Raw genomic sequence first — 15,224 nt, 5'->3', positions numbered from 1 at the left:
TCTACCGCTATTTTTTCAGGTATTTGGCTTCAAATTCCTCGCTTATTTGGATAATTTTTTGGCATAGCATCGCCATTTCAGCCGTCTGTTTTTCCAGTTTGTACAGGAACGCTGCGGCTTTTTTCTCGGAAAAATTCTTGTACAATAGCTTTACAATCTGATTATAGTTCACGCCGATGGAACGGAACTGGCTGTGAAAAGAGGTCAGCCGCATATAAAAATCAACCGTTCCCTTGTCAATCTGAATGGTCTTTATGGTCTTGTCAAAGATGCAGGACGTTATAAAATGCGCCTTTACCTGCATACCTGATTTATCAAAAAGGGCAAGAAATCGGGCGTGTTCCTGCTCGTTAAAGGAAATCGTATAGCGGATTGTCGCCGGGTCTTCTTTGGGGCGGCGTCCGGTCTTTTTCAATTGTTTTTTGTTGTTATCGTTCATCACTAATCCATTTTAAAATCCATACAAAACCCTGACTTCGGAAGGTGTTTTCTGCCCCCTGCAAAGGGCAAGTTGTTTTGAGCATCGGAAATCATTCCGAGATGCACAAAACACAACTTGCCGTGTTCTGTTGAACACAAAAATCCGTCCGCCAAAAAAGGCGGAACCGGATTAAATGTAACAGGGAAAAACGGCTCGATGCCGTTCCCGTTACCCTCCGATTTGTCAAAAGTCTTTTGCATAAATCCGTTAATAAAAATTATTGTACAAAGTAAAGCCCTGTTTACGAAAGCATTGTGCTGTATAGCAGTGCCAAACACTGCCTTTGAACGCCAAACACTGCCACATTAATAAACTCCTTTGTTTATCTCTTTTTATTTGTACCAACAAAAGGAAGTAAGTGTATAGATAGTTATGTAGGTAACAACATAAGTACCTAACTACCGAAGTAAGTAATCAAGCAAACAGGTACATAGAAAAGTACCTGTTCAGATACCTGGTTATGTTGTTCTGTATGCACAAGTGCAAGTATTCAGGTAAGTAGGTCTGCTTGTACAAATCTACTTATCTGCCTACCGATGTAGGCGTGTATTCAAGTACATAGATAGGTTGGTCTATGGGTAAATAATTACGTACGTAAATAAATCGGTGCATAGCAACATACTTAAATACAGAGGTGTCTATCTGCGGACATAAGCATTTACGCATAATAGGTAATGGAGTATATAAATAATTAAATAAATAGAGATATGAGTACAAAACACAAAACAGTATTTATCGCCTTTTCTTCTCAAAAAGGCGGTGTCGGCAAAAGTACATTCACCACACTTGCTGCAAGTACCCTGCATTATCGTTTAGGTTATAATGTAGCCGTATTTGATACGGATTTTCCACAGCACAGCCTGATGAAAATGAAAGAACGTGACCTTAAAATGGTAATGGGAAACGAAGCCCTGAAGAAACAGGCGTATAATCAATTTATGACCATAAACAAAAAGGCGTATGAGATTATACAGCACGGGGCTGATAGTGTATTAGAAAAAGCCCAGGAATATGTAAACGCTTCTCCTGTTCCGATTGATGTTATATTCTTCGATTTACCCGGAACCGTGAACACACCCGGCATTCTTAAAGCGTTGGCAGGAATGCACCACATTTTTACTCCCATCACGGCAGACCGTGTGGTAATGGAAAGTACGCTTGTTTTTACACAACTTTTAAAGGACGTGATTATGAAACAAGGTGAAACTTCCATTAAAACAATTAACCTGTTTTGGAACCAAGTGGACGGCAGGGAAAGTACACCATTATATGAGGTATATAACAGCCTTATCCGCCAATTAGGATTAAGCCTGATGCAGAGCCAAATCAAGAGCAGTACACGCTTTCGTAAAGAAAGCGAAGTGAACAGCAAAACCGTTTTCCGCTCCACGCTATTGCCTCCCGACGAACGGTTGATGAAAACCTGTCAGTTAAACCTGTTTATGAACGAATTTTTAAAAATCATTCAATTATAAGCCCTATGGAAAAAGGAAACAAGAAAAGGGTTACTCCCGATATAAACGAAGAACTTATGATGAGCCTTATGGTGGATGGTATCAAAAAGTATGGCATAAAACTACCTCCTGAGCCCGTAAAAGAACCCAAAAAGGAAAGTGAAGTTGAGGAAACAAAACAACAGGCTGACCGAAACAAAGTCACGGTTAGAGAAAAGAACAGAACAAGGCGAAACGCTGAAACCGATTACGAAAATATCTTTTTCAAAAAAACCGACACCAATGCCCGTGACGGAAAAACGGTCTATATACGACCGGAATTTCATGAAAAGCTGACACGCATTATTCAGGTGATTGGCGAAGATAAGATTAGTATATACGCTTATCTGGACAATCTGCTGGACTACCATTTTCAGGAATTTGGCGAACAGATTACCAAGAGCTATAACGACAAGTATAAACCCATTTAATAATTGGAGATATGGAAAAGAGCAATAAAGCGACCAGAGCAAAGAAGACAAACAAATCGTATTCTTCTAAATTCCTTAAAAGGAACACACTGAAAGGAAGAGGCGATAAATCTATTTATGTCCGTCCCGAATACCACGAAAGGCTTACCCGGATAGTGAAGATTATCGGTGCGGGAGAAATCCCATTGTACGCCTATTTGGATAATATCTTAAAGCACCATTTTGAGTTGCATTCCGAAGAAATTCTCGAAGATTATAACAAGAATAATAAACCTATTCTATAAAGTATTTGATTATGAAAAATTTATTTAAGAAAAAGACACAACCTAAAAGCACCGCACAATATAGTGCCCGGTTTTTAGCCAATCGGTTTCCATCGGGGCGTAACGGCAAGGTGGTTTACATACGCCCTGAATACCACGAAAGATTGCTCCGTATTGTACAAGTAACAAGGGAGGAAAAAACAACGCTCTACTCATACATTGACAATATTCTTGAACACCACTTCAAGGAGTTCGGGGAAGATATTACAGATTATTTCAACGACCATTTTAAACCCATTTTGTAGCTATGGAAATAGTAATTGTGATATGCCTGTTGATAGTCATTGTCCTGCTATTGCAGGATAAGATTGTCATTCATAAAAGGTCGAAACAAGAACCTCCGCAGAAGAAAGCCAATCCGAACCTGCCCGATATTATGGGGCAACCAAAACCCATAGAACGCCTTTCAGTGCCAAACACTGCCAATGAACGCCAAATTCAGGAACCGGAGATAAACCCTGCTAATTTAGACATTGAATACGACGAAAATGAAAGCGTAGGTATTCAAATTCCGCAGGAAGAGCTGGACGAAGTTTTCAGAAATATACCTGATTTGGAAGAAGAGGAAGAAGAATGGAACAGGTACGGAATATCCGGTGGCGATGACGGTTTTGCCCAAGGGGTTACCTTTGAAGAACTAAGCTCCGTGGGGGTGTTGCTCCAAAAAGAAGAATTGGAACCAGCCCAAAAGGAAACAGCGATAGCGATAGTTCAAAAAATACAGGGAACCGAATTATTCAGCCTATTGGAAAATTCTATGGAAGATGCTTCCCGAAGAATAGCCGAGCTTTTGGATAGTACCCTTTCATCTGAAACGGAAGACAGTTCTTCCACTTTGCGGAAAAATGATTTGAGTGATTTTGACATTGGGGAGTTTTTGTAGACTTCCCTTTGTCATTTTTTAAAAACAAGGAAATATGGAAAATGGATTTAATCAGGAAGCCTATGATTTGCGTGTAAACAAAGGAATGCTGCCTACCATAGATATTGCAGGGCATACTTTTTATGTGGATATCCGTATGGATATGCTACGACCTAAAGATGACTTTCTTTCTAAAGGGATTGTGTTCTCGGATATAGGAAACTATTATGATGAAGACAAAAGAACCTATACCATTCCATACAATCCGAAGACACACGAATTTCAGGAGCCTGACTATCGGAATATAAAAGAGCTTCCTAAAGATTTAATCGCTGTGAGTTTTCCCTCTGAAAGATTGCTTGACAGGATTGGATGGAACAGACATTATGGATTTGAATTGACACACGGACTGGCAAAGCAGGGTTTGAAATTGCAGTTTGAAGCGAAGCAAATACCGTGGGAGAAAACCTTTCTTGTTGGTTTGATAAAAAGCAATCTGAAAACTGAAAAGAAGCAACAAAAGACTGCCGAAAAACAACAGCCAACCCAAACAAATAAAAGCAAACCAAAAGGACGAAAAATGTAAAATAAACAGCCCGGTCAGTAAACGCCAAACAGTAAAAAGTTTGGCGTTTTTTTAGGCTCAAATATCTGTTACAAAGCCACTCAAAGCCAAACACTTCCTCTGACTGCCACTTTGTTAGACCGGCTCATTTTCTGAAACACCTTTGTCCCGAAAGACCGCAAGGTGCGGGATAACAGTAACAAATTAATGTGTTTCAATTATGAAAAAACAGAGAAAAAAAGTTTTGCTGGCAGCCGTGGCTATGCTGTCAGGAATTGGTGCGTTCGCACAGGGAAACGGTTCGGCAGGTATCAACGAGGCTACCCAAATGGTAACATCTTATTTCGACCCCGCAACCCAATTAATCTACGCCATCGGTGCGGTGGTCGGGCTAATCGGAGGTGTTAAGGTGTACAACAAATTCAGTTCGGGCGACCCCGACACCTCGAAGACTGCGGCAAGCTGGTTCGGTGCGTGTATCTTCTTAATCGTAGCGGCTACCATCCTGCGTTCATTCTTCCTTTAATCCTTTGCCTTATGAACAGTTACAACATAAACAAAGGCATTGGCAGGACGGTGGAATTTAAAGGGCTGAAAGCACAATACCTGTTCATTTTTGCAGGCGGACTGCTCGGTACGCTCATTTTCGTGATGATACTGTATACGGCAGGCGTAAACTCTTACATCTGCCTGTTCCTCGGAGCAAGCGGTGCTTCGCTCATTGTGTGGCAGACCTTTTCACTCAACAGGAAGTACGGCGAACACGGATTGATGAAGATAGCGGCTAATAAAAGGCATCCCCGCCATATCATCTGTCGCAAGCCTGTACACCGCTATTTAAAATTCACTCCTAAATCGAATGCCCTATGAGAAACGTTGCAAAAACTACAACGCTGGAAAACAAATTTCCATTGTTGGCAGTAGAAAACAACTGCATTCTTTCCAAAGATGCAGACATTACCGCCTGCTTTGAAGTGCGTTTGCCGGAACTGTTTACCGTAGCTTCTGCGGAATATGAAGCCATTCACTCCGCCTGGCATAAGGCAATTAAGACTTTGCCGGATTTTACGGTCATTCACAAACAGGACTGGTACATTAAGGAAAGCTATGCGCCCGATTTGGCAAAAGAAGACCAGAGTTTTTTGGCAAAATCCTATCAACGCCATTTCAATGAGCGACCGTTCTTAAACCATTACTGCTACCTCTTTTTAACCAAGACAACCAAAGAGCGTATGCGTATGCAAAGTAATTTTTCATCGCTTTGCAAAGGTTCGCTGATACCAAAGGAAATCAGGAACAAGGAAACGATACATCGTTTTATGGAAGCGGTGGCACAGTTTGAACGTATCGTAAACGATAGCGGTTTTATAACCCTGCAACGCCTTACCGAAGACGATATTATCGGAACGGACGAAAAGCAGGGATTACTGGAACAATACCTTACGCTATCGAGGGATGCGGGAACACCGATGCAGGACATCGCACTCGGAACAGAAGAAGTCCGTATCGGGAACAAAAGGTTAAGCCTGCACACGCTTTCGGACACGGACGACTTACCCGGAACGGTATCGGCAGATACCCGTTTTGAAAAACTATCCACCGACCGTAGCGACTGCCGTTTGTCATTCGCCGCACCAGTGGGCTTGCTGTTAAGCTGTAACCATATCTACAATCAATATTTGTTTATAGACAACAGCGAAGACAACCTGCAAAAGTTTGAGAAATCCGCAAGGAATATGCACTCACTGGCTCGTTACAGCCGTGCCAATCAAATCAACAAAGAGTGGATAGAAAAGTACCTGAACGAAGCACATTCGTTCGGTCTTTCTTCCGTAAGGGCACACTTCAACATTATGGCGTGGTCGGAAGACCCTGCCGAACTCAAACAGCTAAAGAACGATTGCGGTAGTGCGTTGGCATTGATGGAATGCAAGCCAAGGCACAACACGACGGACGTGGCTACTTTGTATTGGGCAGGAATGCCCGGTAATGCAGGTGATTTTCCGAGTGAGGAAAGTTTTTATACGTTCATTGAGCCTGCGTTGTGCTTCTTCACGGAAGAAACCAACTACCACAATTCGCCCTCGCCGTTCGGTATCAAGATGGCTGACAGGCTTACAGGAAAACCTATCCATTTGGATATTTCCGACCTGCCTATGAAGCGTGGCATTATCACGAACCGGAACAAGTTTATACTTGGTCCGTCAGGTTCGGGAAAATCGTTCTTCACAAATCAAGACCGTTGCAAAAGTGTTTGGTTTTTATTTTATTGATATTCAAGTTTTTAATTTGTTTCTTGTTGATTTTCGTTATATTTAAGGTATGGAAAAGACAGAAAAAGTTAGCTTTGTTGATTACATGGTTCAAAGACGGAAAATCAAGCAGGAATTCTTCGATCAGATCAATACATTGGTAAATTGGCGTCCGATTTCAAATATTATCAACAAGCATTACCACAAAGGGGAAAGCAAAATGGGACGCCCTAGTTATTCTGGTCTTGTCCTCTTCAAAATGACACTTCTACAGACCTGGTATGGTCTGAGTGACTACGAAGTAGAAGACCGTATAAACGACAGTATCTCCTTTAGTCGCTTTGTTGGCATCAGTTTGGACGATTCGGTTCCCGATCACAGTGTTATTAGCCGTTTTCGCAGCTCGCTGACAGAAAAGGGTGTTTATGAGAATCTATTCAAGGAGCTGAACAAGCAGTTGAATAAACATAAAATATTGGTAAAACGTGGAGCTATCGTTGATGCCAGTATTGTTGATTCTCCGCTAAAACCAAAAGGCAAAGTTATTTACGAGATCGAAAGTGACCGTAGTGAACATCCTCGCGAAGATTCTGAGCTGGATAAAGAGAATAGTGAACAGTTATTGATCCAACAAGAGAGCCCGGGTGTTGACCATGAAGCTCGTTGGATAAAGAAGGCTGGGAAAACACGTTATGGCTATAAAAAGCATTATGTCACCGATACAGAAGGCCTGGTTCTGGGCGTGGTAACCACTCCAGCAAATGTAAATGAAATTGCCAATCTTCAACAGGTAATATCTTCGGCTGACCTTCCAAAGGGCATCCATATCTATGCTGACAAGGGATATCGTTCCTCTAAAAATGAGGAATTGATCAAATCAGGAAAGCTAAAAAGCAGGATCTTGCATAAGGCAAAGAAAGGAACAGCGTTAACCGAAAGAGAGAAGTTAAGAAACAAACTGATCGGCAAGATCAGGTTCAAAGTTGAACGGACCTTCGGGAGCATCCGGCGATGGTTCAACTCAAGCTGTGCAAGGTATAAGGGGATCGCCAAAATGCATACACAAAATCTAATGGAAGCCATGGCGTACAATCTTTACAGATCACCTGGGATACTTGTGTCCAATGCAATAAAAAACACAAATTAAGCAGTTGAAAAGGCCTCAAAAAGAGGATTTTTCAAGAAAACGCAACTAGATTTCCGAATCCAAATCGGAAAAAACTGCAAAAAAAAAGCAAAAATAACCGATCAGAAAATATCAACATTATTTTGCAACGGTCTTAAATCATATGGTAAGGCAATACTACGAACAGGGCGCACACGTACTGTTGGTAGATACGGGTAATTCTTATCAGGGCTTATGCGAACTCATCAAAGGAAAGACCAAAGGTGAAGACGGTGTTTACTTCACTTATACCGAAGATAACCCGATTGCCTTTAACCCTTTCTATACCGATGATGGCGTGTTCGACATTGAAAAACGGGAAAGTATCAAGACTTTGATACTTACGCTTTGGAAACGGGACGATGAACCGCCAACCCGTTCAGAAGAAGTTGCCCTTTCCAATGCTGTAAGCGGTTATATCGAACGCATCAAACAGGAAGATGTTTACTCATCTTTCAACGGTTTCTATGAGTATGTAAAAGGCGACTACCGTAAGGTATTGGAGGAAAAGCAGGTAAGGGAAAAGGACTTTGACATTGCCAATTTTCTCAACGTACTCGAACCTTACTACAAAGGTGGCGAGTATGATTATTTGCTGAACTCCGATAAGCAGTTAGACCTGCTTTCCAAACGCTTTATCGTGTTTGAAATTGATGCGATTAAAGACCACAAAATCCTCTTTCCCATAGTTACCATCATCATTATGGAGGTTTTTATCAACAAGATGCGTAGGCTCAAAGGTATTCGCAAGCTCATCCTGATTGAAGAAGCGTGGAAAGCGATTGCCAAAGAAGGAATGGCAGAATACATCAAGTATTTGTTTAAGACCGTCCGCAAATTCTTCGGAGAAGCAATTGTCGTAACGCAAGAGGTCGATGACATCATTCAATCGCCCATCGTGAAAGAAAGTATCATCAATAACTCCGACTGTAAAATCCTCTTAGACCAACGCAAGTATATGAACAAATTCGATGACATACAGGCGATGTTGGGGCTTACGGATAAAGAGAAAGGACAAGTGCTTTCTATCAATATGAACAACGATGCAAGCCGACTTTACAAAGAGGTTTGGATTGGCTTAGGTGGTACGCACTCGGCAGTCTATGCCACCGAAGTTAGTTTGGAGGAATACCTCGCATACACGACCGAAGAAACCGAAAAAATGGAAGTGATGCAGCTTGCTGCTGAACTGGACGGCAATGTAGAACTCGCCATCAAGCATATCGCAATGCAAAGGCGGGACAAAGTAAATCAATAGTCATTAACATTTTAAAATTCAGAAACAATGAAAAAAGTATTGTATCTGGTGTGTACGGCACTGATGCTCGCCGTAGCACCGTCAGCGAAAGCCCAATTTGTAGTAACTGACCCTGCAAACTTGGCTTCAGGGATTATCAACAGTGCGAACGAAATCATACAGACTTCTTCCACCGTAAGCAATGTAGTAAAGAACTTCAACGAAGTGAAGAAAGTGTACGACCAGGGCAAAGAATATTACGACAAGCTGAAAGCTATCAACAACCTTGTGAAAGATGCCCGAAAAGTGCAACAAACCGTGCTGTTAGTAGGCGATGTGTCCGAAATATACGTGCAGAATTTTGGCAAGATGATGAACGACCCAAATTTTACACCACAGGAATTGGTTGCTATTGGCAATGGTTATTCGGCACTGCTCAATGAAAGTACCGAACTGCTAAAAGAATTGAAGCAGATTATAACCTCTTCAAGCCTTTCGTTAAACGACAAAGAGCGTATGGATATTATTGACCGTGTGTACAAAGAGGTAAAGGATTACCACAGCCTTGTTCGCTACTACACCAATAAGAATATCTCTGTAAGCTACCTGAGAGCGAAAAAGAAAAACGATGCCCAAAGAGTGCTTGAACTCTACGGAACTGCTAACCAAAAATACTGGTAAAAATGGAATGGGATAATCTTCACGAACTCCTGCGTTCGCTTTATGACGATATGATGCCACTTGCAGGCGATATGGCAGCGGTGGCTAAGGGATTGGCGGGATTGGGTGCGTTGTTCTATGTGGCATTAAAGGTTTGGCAGGCTTTAAGCCGTGCTGAACCTATTGATGTGTTCCCGTTGTTGCGTCCGTTCGCTTTGGGGCTTTGTATAATGTTCTTCCCGACCATCGTGTTGGGAACCATCAATGCGGTACTAAGTCCGGTGGTTACAGGAACCCACCAAATACTCGAAGACCAGGTGCTTGACCTGAACAAGCTGCAACAGCAGAAAGACCAATTGGAATATGAAGCAATGGTACGAAATCCCGAAACCGCCTATATGGTATCAGACGAAGAGTTTGATAAAAAGCTGGATGAATTAGGATGGTCGCCATCAGACGTTGGTACAATGGCGGGTATGTATATGGACAGACAAGCCTACAAGATAGAGAAAGCCATAAAGGATTGGTTTCGCAATTTACTGGAAATACTCTTTCAGGCGGCGGCTTTGGTTATTGACACTATACGGACGTTTTTCCTGATAGTCCTTTCCATACTCGGACCAATAGCTTTTGCTATTTCCGTGTGGGACGGATTTCAGTCCACGCTCACACAGTGGATCACGAGGTATGTCAGCGTATATCTCTGGCTACCTGTTTCCGATTTGTTCAGCTCGATGCTGGCAAGAATACAATCCCTCATACTGGAAAGGGATATAGCAATGCTTGCCGACCCGACCTATATACCTGATACGAGCAATACGGTGTACATCATCTTTATGATTATCGGCATCATCGGGTACTTCACAATACCGACAGTAACAGGTTGGGTAATTCAAGCCGGAGGCGCAGGAAACTTTACCCGAAACGTAAACCAAGCTGCAATGAAAACAGGAAACATTGCCGGAGCCGGGGCAGGTTCAACAGTTGGAAACATCGGTGGTAAACTGATGAATAAATAAACAATTAATCATTCTAAAAAATGGAATTTAAAACGCTAAGAAATATCGAAAACAGCTTTAGGCAGATAAGATTATATGCCATTGTGTTTGCGGTTCTCTGCATTGGCGTGGTAGGATATGCCGTATGGCAGTCCTACCGCTTTGCAGAAGAACAACGCCAAAAAATCTATGTATTGGATAATGGCAAATCATTGATGCTCGCCTTATCGCAAGATGCAAGTATCAACCGACCTGTGGAAGCAAGGGAACACGTCAGACGTTTTCACGAGCTTTTCTTTACGCTTGCTCCCGATAAAAATGCTATCGAAAGCAATATGAGCAGAGCGTTCAACCTTGCCGACAAAAGTGCTTTTGATTACTACAAGGACTTGTCGGAAAAGGGTTATTACAGTCGTATCATATCAGGAAACGTACAGCAACGCATTGAAGTTGATAGTGTCGTCTGCAATTTCGATACCTACCCGTATGCAGTACGCACCTATGCCAAACAATTCATCATCCGTTCGAGCAATGTAACCAGACGTAACCTGATTACTTCCTGCTATCTCGTGAACTCTGTTCGTTCCGACAATAACCCGCAGGGCTTCAACATTGAAAAGTTTGCAGTGGTTGAAAACAGGGACATAGAAGTTATCGAACGCTAAAAAAACAATCTTATGGAAGCATTATCAGATTTAAACACTTTCGCAAAAATCCTTACAGACAAAGGATATAACGGTTATTTCCATACGCAGGGTGCGTATGCCGGAAAGCTGAAAGAAAGCATCAGCGATTACCTCGAAAGCTGCCAAAAAGGTGCAGATACTTTGCCTAAACAAGACTTGTTGTTGACAGGCTACCTGCAATGGTCGGGCGAAGACAAGCCACGTGTAGAATGCAGTATGTGGGTAAAATACCTGAACGGCAAATTTTCTCTCAACAGAATAGAGGTTGCAAGAAAAGACCAATTTGGGCAACTGCTCAAAAAATCGGAACTGGCAAACCTATCTGTAATATCCGCACCCAAAGCGGTGGAAGCGGTGGCATTGGTCAACGATGCACCGAAACAAAAGGCAGGGAAAAGCCCTAAGCGTTTCAAGCTATAACATCAGAAATAGTAAGGCTATGAAAAAATTTAGAGCAAATATGGATAGGTATTTTGATAAGCTCGACGAACGTTGGCAGGCATTGCCAGTGCGCAAACAGCACCAATATACCCTGTACTTTTTTGTGGGTTATCTCTTGCTGACCGCAGGGGTTATCGGCAAAGTAATGTACGATACGGGTAAGCCCAATGATGCCATCAACATCAGGCATATCGAGAACCCTATTCTTAAAAAGAATGAAAGTCCTGCAAGATTGCAGGACACAGTATCAACAATTTTAAAAAATAGGATTTATGAAAGAAAATGAGAACAAAAAATCGGTTGTTCGGGTAACCGAGGGAAGCCCGACAGCAACCGCTGATGTGCTTCAAAACGGCACGCAGAATAATAAGGAGAAGCTTAAAAAGCCCTTAATCTTTGGTTTAATGGCGATTGTCTTCGTGGGTTGTATGTACCTCATATTTAAACCGTCCGAAGATAAAAAGGCAATCGAAAATGTGGGGCTAAACGATGCCGTACCACAGGCTACCGGAGCGGGAATGCCTGCCGACAAAGGCAAAGCGTATGAGCAGGAAATGCTCGAGCGCAAAGAGCAGGAAAAACGCAATGCGCTTGCAACGCTTTCCGACTACTGGAATACGGAAGATAAGGAAGAACCGACCGATGAGCAGTTTCCTGAAGATGAGGAAAGCAATGGCTTTGGCGGAGGTGGCAGAAATTCTGGAAGAAACGGCAATCCTGGGTTGAACAGCTACCGAAATATGCAAAGCACATTGGGTTCATTCTATCAGGATAATAATTCGGAAACAATGGAACTCCGCAGGCAACTGGACGAAATGAAAGAAAAGCTGGCTGAAAAAGATGTGCCACCTGTTGCCACCGTAGATGACCAACTTAAACTAATGGAGAAGTCCTACGAAATGGCGGCAAAGTATCTTCCACAGAATGCTAATACCGGAACTGCCGTCCCTGCAAATGGTGCTGCTCCGGGTACAGTTGGTGCAGCGGGTGCTAACCAAAAGGAGCATTTTGTATCGTTTACGCCTGCAAGAAAGAACACCGTATCAGCCCTGTATCGGGAGCCTACGGACAGTGCTTTTTTAGCCGATTGGAGCGAAACAAAGAACCGTGGTTTTTATACCGCCGGTTCTGTGGAGCAGGTGGTACAACCTAAAAACAGTATAAAAGCCTGCGTACACGATGCTCAAACTGTTATTGGCGAAACGGGTGTGCGTTTACGATTATTAGAACCTGCGCAAACGCCACAACGTACCATTCCAAAAGGAACGATTGTAACGGCAAATGCCAAATTTCAGAATGGCAGGCTACAATTAAAGATTACCTCGATAGAACTGGAGGGCAATATCATCCCGGTAGATATTACCATTTACGATTTAGACGGGCAGCAAGGCTTGTACGTTCCGTATTCTCCCGAAATGAATGCTCTTACCGAAATGGCAGGCAATATGAGCCAGACAGGTGGAACGAGCGTAATGCTCACACAGAATGCCGGACAACAGGTTGCCGCAGACTTAAGCAAAGGAGTGGTACAGGGAATTTCGGGCTATTTCGCCAAAAAGGTAAGAACCCCAAAGGTTACGCTGAAAGCAGGACATCAAGTCTTCCTTGTATCTAAAAAATAATGTTGAACTCAAATTTTTAAACAAATGAAAAATCATTTTAAAACCTTTTGGGAAATCGCCCTGATACTCGGCTTTGCCGTACAATCTTATGCACAGGACAGTGCAAATGCAAAAACTCCGCTTGCGTTGGGCAAGATAGAACCTTACAAAATGGAAGTGACATACGATAAGACTTCACACCTCATTTTCCCGACCGCTATCCGTTACGTGGATTTGGGAAGCGAATACCTGATTGCAGGGAAAGCGGAAGATGCGGAAAACGTGTTGCGTGTAAAAGCAACGGTAAGGGATTTTGAACCCGAAACCAATTTTTCAGTCATTACCAATGACGGGCGTTTTTACAGTTTCAATGTGTATTACAGTTCCTATCCCGAAGCATTGAGCTATGACTTGCTCACAATGCAAAAGGCGGTGGATAAAGCCAACGGTAACGATGTGCTTTTTGAGGAATTGGGCAACAATTCGCCATCGCTGGCAGGCTTGTTATTGGAAACCATTTACAAAAAGGACAAACGCATTGTAAAGCATATCGGGGCTAAGAGTTTTGGTATTCAGTTTATCCTAAAAGGCATTTACATCCACAATGGCAAATACTATTTCCATACGGAATTAAGAAACCGTACCAATGTGCCGTTTCAGATTGATTTTATCAATTTCAAAGTAGTGGATAAAAAGGTAGCTAAACGTACAGTTGTACAGGAACGCCCGATGATACCATTACGCACTTACAAGCCATTGAACGAGATTGGCGGTAAATCGACCGAACAAAACGTGTTCCTGTTAGACCAGTTTACCATTGCCGATGATAAGATACTGCTGATTGAGATTTTCGAGAAAAATGGTGGCAGACATCAAACCCTGCAAATCGAAAATTCAGACTTAATCAAGGCTCGTTTGATTGACGATATGCACCTGAAATTTTAATAACCCTTTTAAAGTAATTATATGAAAAAGTATATCTATACCGTGATGCTCATCTTGATGGCCATCACGGTTACACAGGCACAAAGAATGCTTCCAAAACAGAAAGGATTGGAAATAAGTGCAGGTGTATTATCCGATGACAAGATTGGCTATGATTATTATATCAGTGCCGCAATGACCGTAAATGGCAAAAATGGCAACTACCAGCTTTGGGCGTTGGAATACACGCACCAATACCACGATTATAAAGCCCTGCGCATACCGCAGGAAACTTATAGTGCCGAAGGCGGTTACAGTTTCTACTTATTGGGCGATGCCCGTAAGAACATTACGCTGAATTTAGGAATAACAGGCGTAGTCGGTTATGAAAGCATCAATCGTGGCGAAGCGATGTTGTATGACGGAGCGAAGATACTGAGCGAGGACAATTTTATCTACGGAGCTGGTGGACGGCTCACATTTGAAACGTACCTGTCCGACCGATTTGTATTAGTCCTGCAAGGACGTACAAAGGTTTTATGGGGTACGGATCTGGAACAGTTCCGACCATCCGCAGGTGTGGGATTAAGGTTTAACTTTTAAAACGTAAAAACGATGATAGCAATATTCAATAAATTCAGAACAGGATTACTGCCGATATATGTAATGCTGGCAATCCTCACAGCTTCGGTTTCTTTGGTATCTTGCAACAAAGATGATGAACTCGAAATACAGAACGATTTTCCTTTCGAGGTCAATGTAATGCCAGTTCCCAAAGATGTTGCCAACGGACAGACGGTAGAAATACGCATTACCATACAGCGTACAGGAAATTACAGCAACACACAGTATTTTCTCCGATACTTCCAATTTGACGGGCAAGGCACATTGCGGTATTATGATGAGCCACCGTATTTACCAAACGATTTGTATCCGTTACCGACAGAGCAGTTTCGATTGTACTATACGTCAACGTCTGCCGTATCACAATCCTTTGTGGTTTGGATTTCGGACAGCTTCGGGAATGAAAAGCAGATAACTTTTCAATTTAACAGTAGCGATTAAGAGCAGTATTTCATTTTATAAAAAACGGCTTATCTGATTG

At 42.4% G+C, this 15,224-nt stretch carries 20 protein-coding genes and 2 pseudogenes; 20 read left to right on the top strand and 2 right to left on the bottom strand.

All coding sequences use genetic code 11. The features are described 5' to 3' along the window. Positions 1 to 7 precede the first annotated feature (7 nt). Positions 8 to 439, bottom strand: a complete 432-nt coding sequence (mobA, locus tag AACH28_RS06460; RefSeq protein WP_002978215.1) for a conjugal transfer protein MobA — start codon at positions 437 to 439, stop codon at positions 8 to 10. 2 nt (positions 440 to 441) lie between these two features. Beyond that, the gene (locus AACH28_RS06455; protein WP_281046991.1) at positions 442 to 681 is read right to left on the bottom strand and encodes a hypothetical protein; all 240 of its coding nucleotides are present in this window, start codon (positions 679 to 681) and stop codon (positions 442 to 444) included. A 507-nt stretch (positions 682 to 1,188) separates the two neighbouring features. Here AACH28_RS06455 and AACH28_RS06450 point away from each other — a divergent pair. The 20 genes and pseudogenes from AACH28_RS06450 (at position 1,189) to AACH28_RS06355 (ending at position 15,184) form a co-directional block, all read left to right on the top strand. Beyond that, positions 1,189 to 1,956 (top strand): ParA family protein, encoded by a 768-nt coding sequence (locus AACH28_RS06450; protein ID WP_034867773.1) that lies wholly within the window; start codon positions 1,189 to 1,191, stop codon positions 1,954 to 1,956. 5 nt (positions 1,957 to 1,961) lie between these two features. Then, positions 1,962 to 2,405, top strand: coding sequence for a DUF3408 domain-containing protein (locus AACH28_RS06445; protein WP_341832552.1), 444 nt, complete (start codon positions 1,962 to 1,964; stop codon positions 2,403 to 2,405). An 11-nt stretch (positions 2,406 to 2,416) separates the two neighbouring features. Further along, complete coding sequence (locus tag AACH28_RS06440; RefSeq protein WP_052114627.1) at positions 2,417 to 2,689, top strand: DUF3408 domain-containing protein; 273 nt, start codon at positions 2,417 to 2,419, stop codon at positions 2,687 to 2,689. 11 nt (positions 2,690 to 2,700) lie between these two features. Continuing rightward, positions 2,701 to 2,973 carry a DUF3408 domain-containing protein gene (locus AACH28_RS06435; protein WP_113660644.1) on the top strand — a complete coding sequence of 91 codons (273 nt, stop codon included), beginning with the start codon at positions 2,701 to 2,703 and terminating at the stop codon, positions 2,971 to 2,973. Between the two features lie 2 nt (positions 2,974 to 2,975). Further along, on the top strand, positions 2,976 to 3,611 hold the full coding sequence (locus tag AACH28_RS06430; protein WP_249090916.1) for a conjugal transfer protein TraD: 636 nt from the start codon (positions 2,976 to 2,978) through the stop codon (positions 3,609 to 3,611). 34 nt (positions 3,612 to 3,645) lie between these two features. Then, positions 3,646 to 4,176, top strand: coding sequence for a hypothetical protein (locus AACH28_RS06425; protein ID WP_052114626.1), 531 nt, complete (start codon positions 3,646 to 3,648; stop codon positions 4,174 to 4,176). A gap of 199 nt (positions 4,177 to 4,375) precedes the next feature. Next, a complete protein-coding gene (locus AACH28_RS06420) occupies positions 4,376 to 4,681 on the top strand; it encodes a DUF4134 domain-containing protein (protein WP_034867769.1) in 306 nt (101 codons plus the stop codon). A gap of 11 nt (positions 4,682 to 4,692) precedes the next feature. After that, positions 4,693 to 5,025, top strand: coding sequence for a DUF4133 domain-containing protein (locus AACH28_RS06415; protein ID WP_249090917.1), 333 nt, complete (start codon positions 4,693 to 4,695; stop codon positions 5,023 to 5,025). Beyond that, positions 5,022 to 6,389, top strand: a pseudogene (locus tag AACH28_RS06410) (TraG family conjugative transposon ATPase); the annotation flags it as partial. The gene AACH28_RS06415 and the pseudogene AACH28_RS06410, both read left to right, overlap by 4 nt. Positions 6,390 to 6,531: 142 nt before the next feature. Then, entirely contained in the window at positions 6,532 to 7,554 is a 1,023-nt protein-coding gene (locus AACH28_RS06405) for an IS5 family transposase (RefSeq protein ID WP_112374319.1), read from the top strand. Positions 7,555 to 7,687: 133 nt separating this feature from the next. Beyond that, positions 7,688 to 8,830: pseudogene (locus AACH28_RS06400) on the top strand (TraG family conjugative transposon ATPase); the annotation flags it as partial. Between the two features lie 27 nt (positions 8,831 to 8,857). Continuing rightward, on the top strand, positions 8,858 to 9,490 hold the full coding sequence (locus tag AACH28_RS06395; protein WP_078764754.1) for a DUF4141 domain-containing protein: 633 nt from the start codon (positions 8,858 to 8,860) through the stop codon (positions 9,488 to 9,490). 2 nt (positions 9,491 to 9,492) lie between these two features. Beyond that, positions 9,493 to 10,488 carry a conjugative transposon protein TraJ gene (gene traJ, locus AACH28_RS06390; protein ID WP_078764753.1) on the top strand — a complete coding sequence of 332 codons (996 nt, stop codon included), beginning with the start codon at positions 9,493 to 9,495 and terminating at the stop codon, positions 10,486 to 10,488. A 20-nt stretch (positions 10,489 to 10,508) separates the two neighbouring features. After that, a complete protein-coding gene (gene traK / locus AACH28_RS06385; RefSeq protein WP_034867764.1) occupies positions 10,509 to 11,132 on the top strand; it encodes a conjugative transposon protein TraK in 624 nt (207 codons plus the stop codon). Between the two features lie 12 nt (positions 11,133 to 11,144). Then, positions 11,145 to 11,573: a hypothetical protein gene (locus tag AACH28_RS06380; RefSeq protein WP_034867762.1), complete on the top strand. Its 429-nt coding sequence runs from the start codon at positions 11,145 to 11,147 to the stop codon at positions 11,571 to 11,573. A 19-nt stretch (positions 11,574 to 11,592) separates the two neighbouring features. After that, positions 11,593 to 11,880 (top strand): hypothetical protein, encoded by a 288-nt coding sequence (locus AACH28_RS06375; protein WP_034867760.1) that lies wholly within the window; start codon positions 11,593 to 11,595, stop codon positions 11,878 to 11,880. Continuing rightward, entirely contained in the window at positions 11,867 to 13,216 is a 1,350-nt protein-coding gene (gene traM, locus AACH28_RS06370) for a conjugative transposon protein TraM (protein ID WP_078781150.1), read from the top strand. The genes AACH28_RS06375 and traM overlap by 14 nt, the downstream gene beginning before the upstream one ends. Positions 13,217 to 13,240: 24 nt before the next feature. Next, positions 13,241 to 14,140 carry a conjugative transposon protein TraN gene (traN, locus tag AACH28_RS06365; RefSeq protein ID WP_249090919.1) on the top strand — a complete coding sequence of 300 codons (900 nt, stop codon included), beginning with the start codon at positions 13,241 to 13,243 and terminating at the stop codon, positions 14,138 to 14,140. Positions 14,141 to 14,161: 21 nt separating this feature from the next. Continuing rightward, positions 14,162 to 14,722, top strand: a complete 561-nt coding sequence (locus tag AACH28_RS06360) for a conjugal transfer protein TraO (RefSeq protein WP_034867755.1) — start codon at positions 14,162 to 14,164, stop codon at positions 14,720 to 14,722. A gap of 12 nt (positions 14,723 to 14,734) precedes the next feature. Next, the gene (locus AACH28_RS06355) at positions 14,735 to 15,184 is read left to right on the top strand and encodes a DUF3872 domain-containing protein (RefSeq protein ID WP_249090920.1); all 450 of its coding nucleotides are present in this window, start codon (positions 14,735 to 14,737) and stop codon (positions 15,182 to 15,184) included. Positions 15,185 to 15,224 lie beyond the last annotated feature (40 nt).

The sequence above is a fragment of the Sphingobacterium thalpophilum genome, assembly GCF_038396785.1.
GTDB lineage: Bacteria > Bacteroidota > Bacteroidia > Sphingobacteriales > Sphingobacteriaceae > Sphingobacterium > Sphingobacterium thalpophilum_A.
This window is presented reverse-complemented; position numbering and strand designations above follow the sequence as displayed.

What these genes read in the sequence shown, in the direction of transcription:
- mobA (WP_002978215.1), bottom strand. Translation starts at nt 439, where the DNA reads ATGAACGATAACAACAAAAAACAATTGAAAAAGACCGGACGCCGCCCC.
- AACH28_RS06455 (WP_281046991.1), bottom strand. Translation starts at nt 681, where the DNA reads ATGCAAAAGACTTTTGACAAATCGGAGGGTAACGGGAACGGCATCGAG.
- AACH28_RS06450 (WP_034867773.1), top strand. Translation starts at nt 1,189, where the DNA reads ATGAGTACAAAACACAAAACAGTATTTATCGCCTTTTCTTCTCAAAAA.
- AACH28_RS06445 (WP_341832552.1), top strand. Translation starts at nt 1,962, where the DNA reads ATGGAAAAAGGAAACAAGAAAAGGGTTACTCCCGATATAAACGAAGAA.
- AACH28_RS06440 (WP_052114627.1), top strand. Translation starts at nt 2,417, where the DNA reads ATGGAAAAGAGCAATAAAGCGACCAGAGCAAAGAAGACAAACAAATCG.
- AACH28_RS06435 (WP_113660644.1), top strand. Translation starts at nt 2,701, where the DNA reads ATGAAAAATTTATTTAAGAAAAAGACACAACCTAAAAGCACCGCACAA.
- AACH28_RS06430 (WP_249090916.1), top strand. Translation starts at nt 2,976, where the DNA reads ATGGAAATAGTAATTGTGATATGCCTGTTGATAGTCATTGTCCTGCTA.
- AACH28_RS06425 (WP_052114626.1), top strand. Translation starts at nt 3,646, where the DNA reads ATGGAAAATGGATTTAATCAGGAAGCCTATGATTTGCGTGTAAACAAA.
- AACH28_RS06420 (WP_034867769.1), top strand. Translation starts at nt 4,376, where the DNA reads ATGAAAAAACAGAGAAAAAAAGTTTTGCTGGCAGCCGTGGCTATGCTG.
- AACH28_RS06415 (WP_249090917.1), top strand. Translation starts at nt 4,693, where the DNA reads ATGAACAGTTACAACATAAACAAAGGCATTGGCAGGACGGTGGAATTT.
- AACH28_RS06395 (WP_078764754.1), top strand. Translation starts at nt 8,858, where the DNA reads ATGAAAAAAGTATTGTATCTGGTGTGTACGGCACTGATGCTCGCCGTA.
- traJ (WP_078764753.1), top strand. Translation starts at nt 9,493, where the DNA reads ATGGAATGGGATAATCTTCACGAACTCCTGCGTTCGCTTTATGACGAT.
- traK (WP_034867764.1), top strand. Translation starts at nt 10,509, where the DNA reads ATGGAATTTAAAACGCTAAGAAATATCGAAAACAGCTTTAGGCAGATA.
- AACH28_RS06380 (WP_034867762.1), top strand. Translation starts at nt 11,145, where the DNA reads ATGGAAGCATTATCAGATTTAAACACTTTCGCAAAAATCCTTACAGAC.
- AACH28_RS06375 (WP_034867760.1), top strand. Translation starts at nt 11,593, where the DNA reads ATGAAAAAATTTAGAGCAAATATGGATAGGTATTTTGATAAGCTCGAC.
- traM (WP_078781150.1), top strand. Translation starts at nt 11,867, where the DNA reads ATGAAAGAAAATGAGAACAAAAAATCGGTTGTTCGGGTAACCGAGGGA.
- traN (WP_249090919.1), top strand. Translation starts at nt 13,241, where the DNA reads ATGAAAAATCATTTTAAAACCTTTTGGGAAATCGCCCTGATACTCGGC.
- AACH28_RS06360 (WP_034867755.1), top strand. Translation starts at nt 14,162, where the DNA reads ATGAAAAAGTATATCTATACCGTGATGCTCATCTTGATGGCCATCACG.
- AACH28_RS06355 (WP_249090920.1), top strand. Translation starts at nt 14,735, where the DNA reads ATGATAGCAATATTCAATAAATTCAGAACAGGATTACTGCCGATATAT.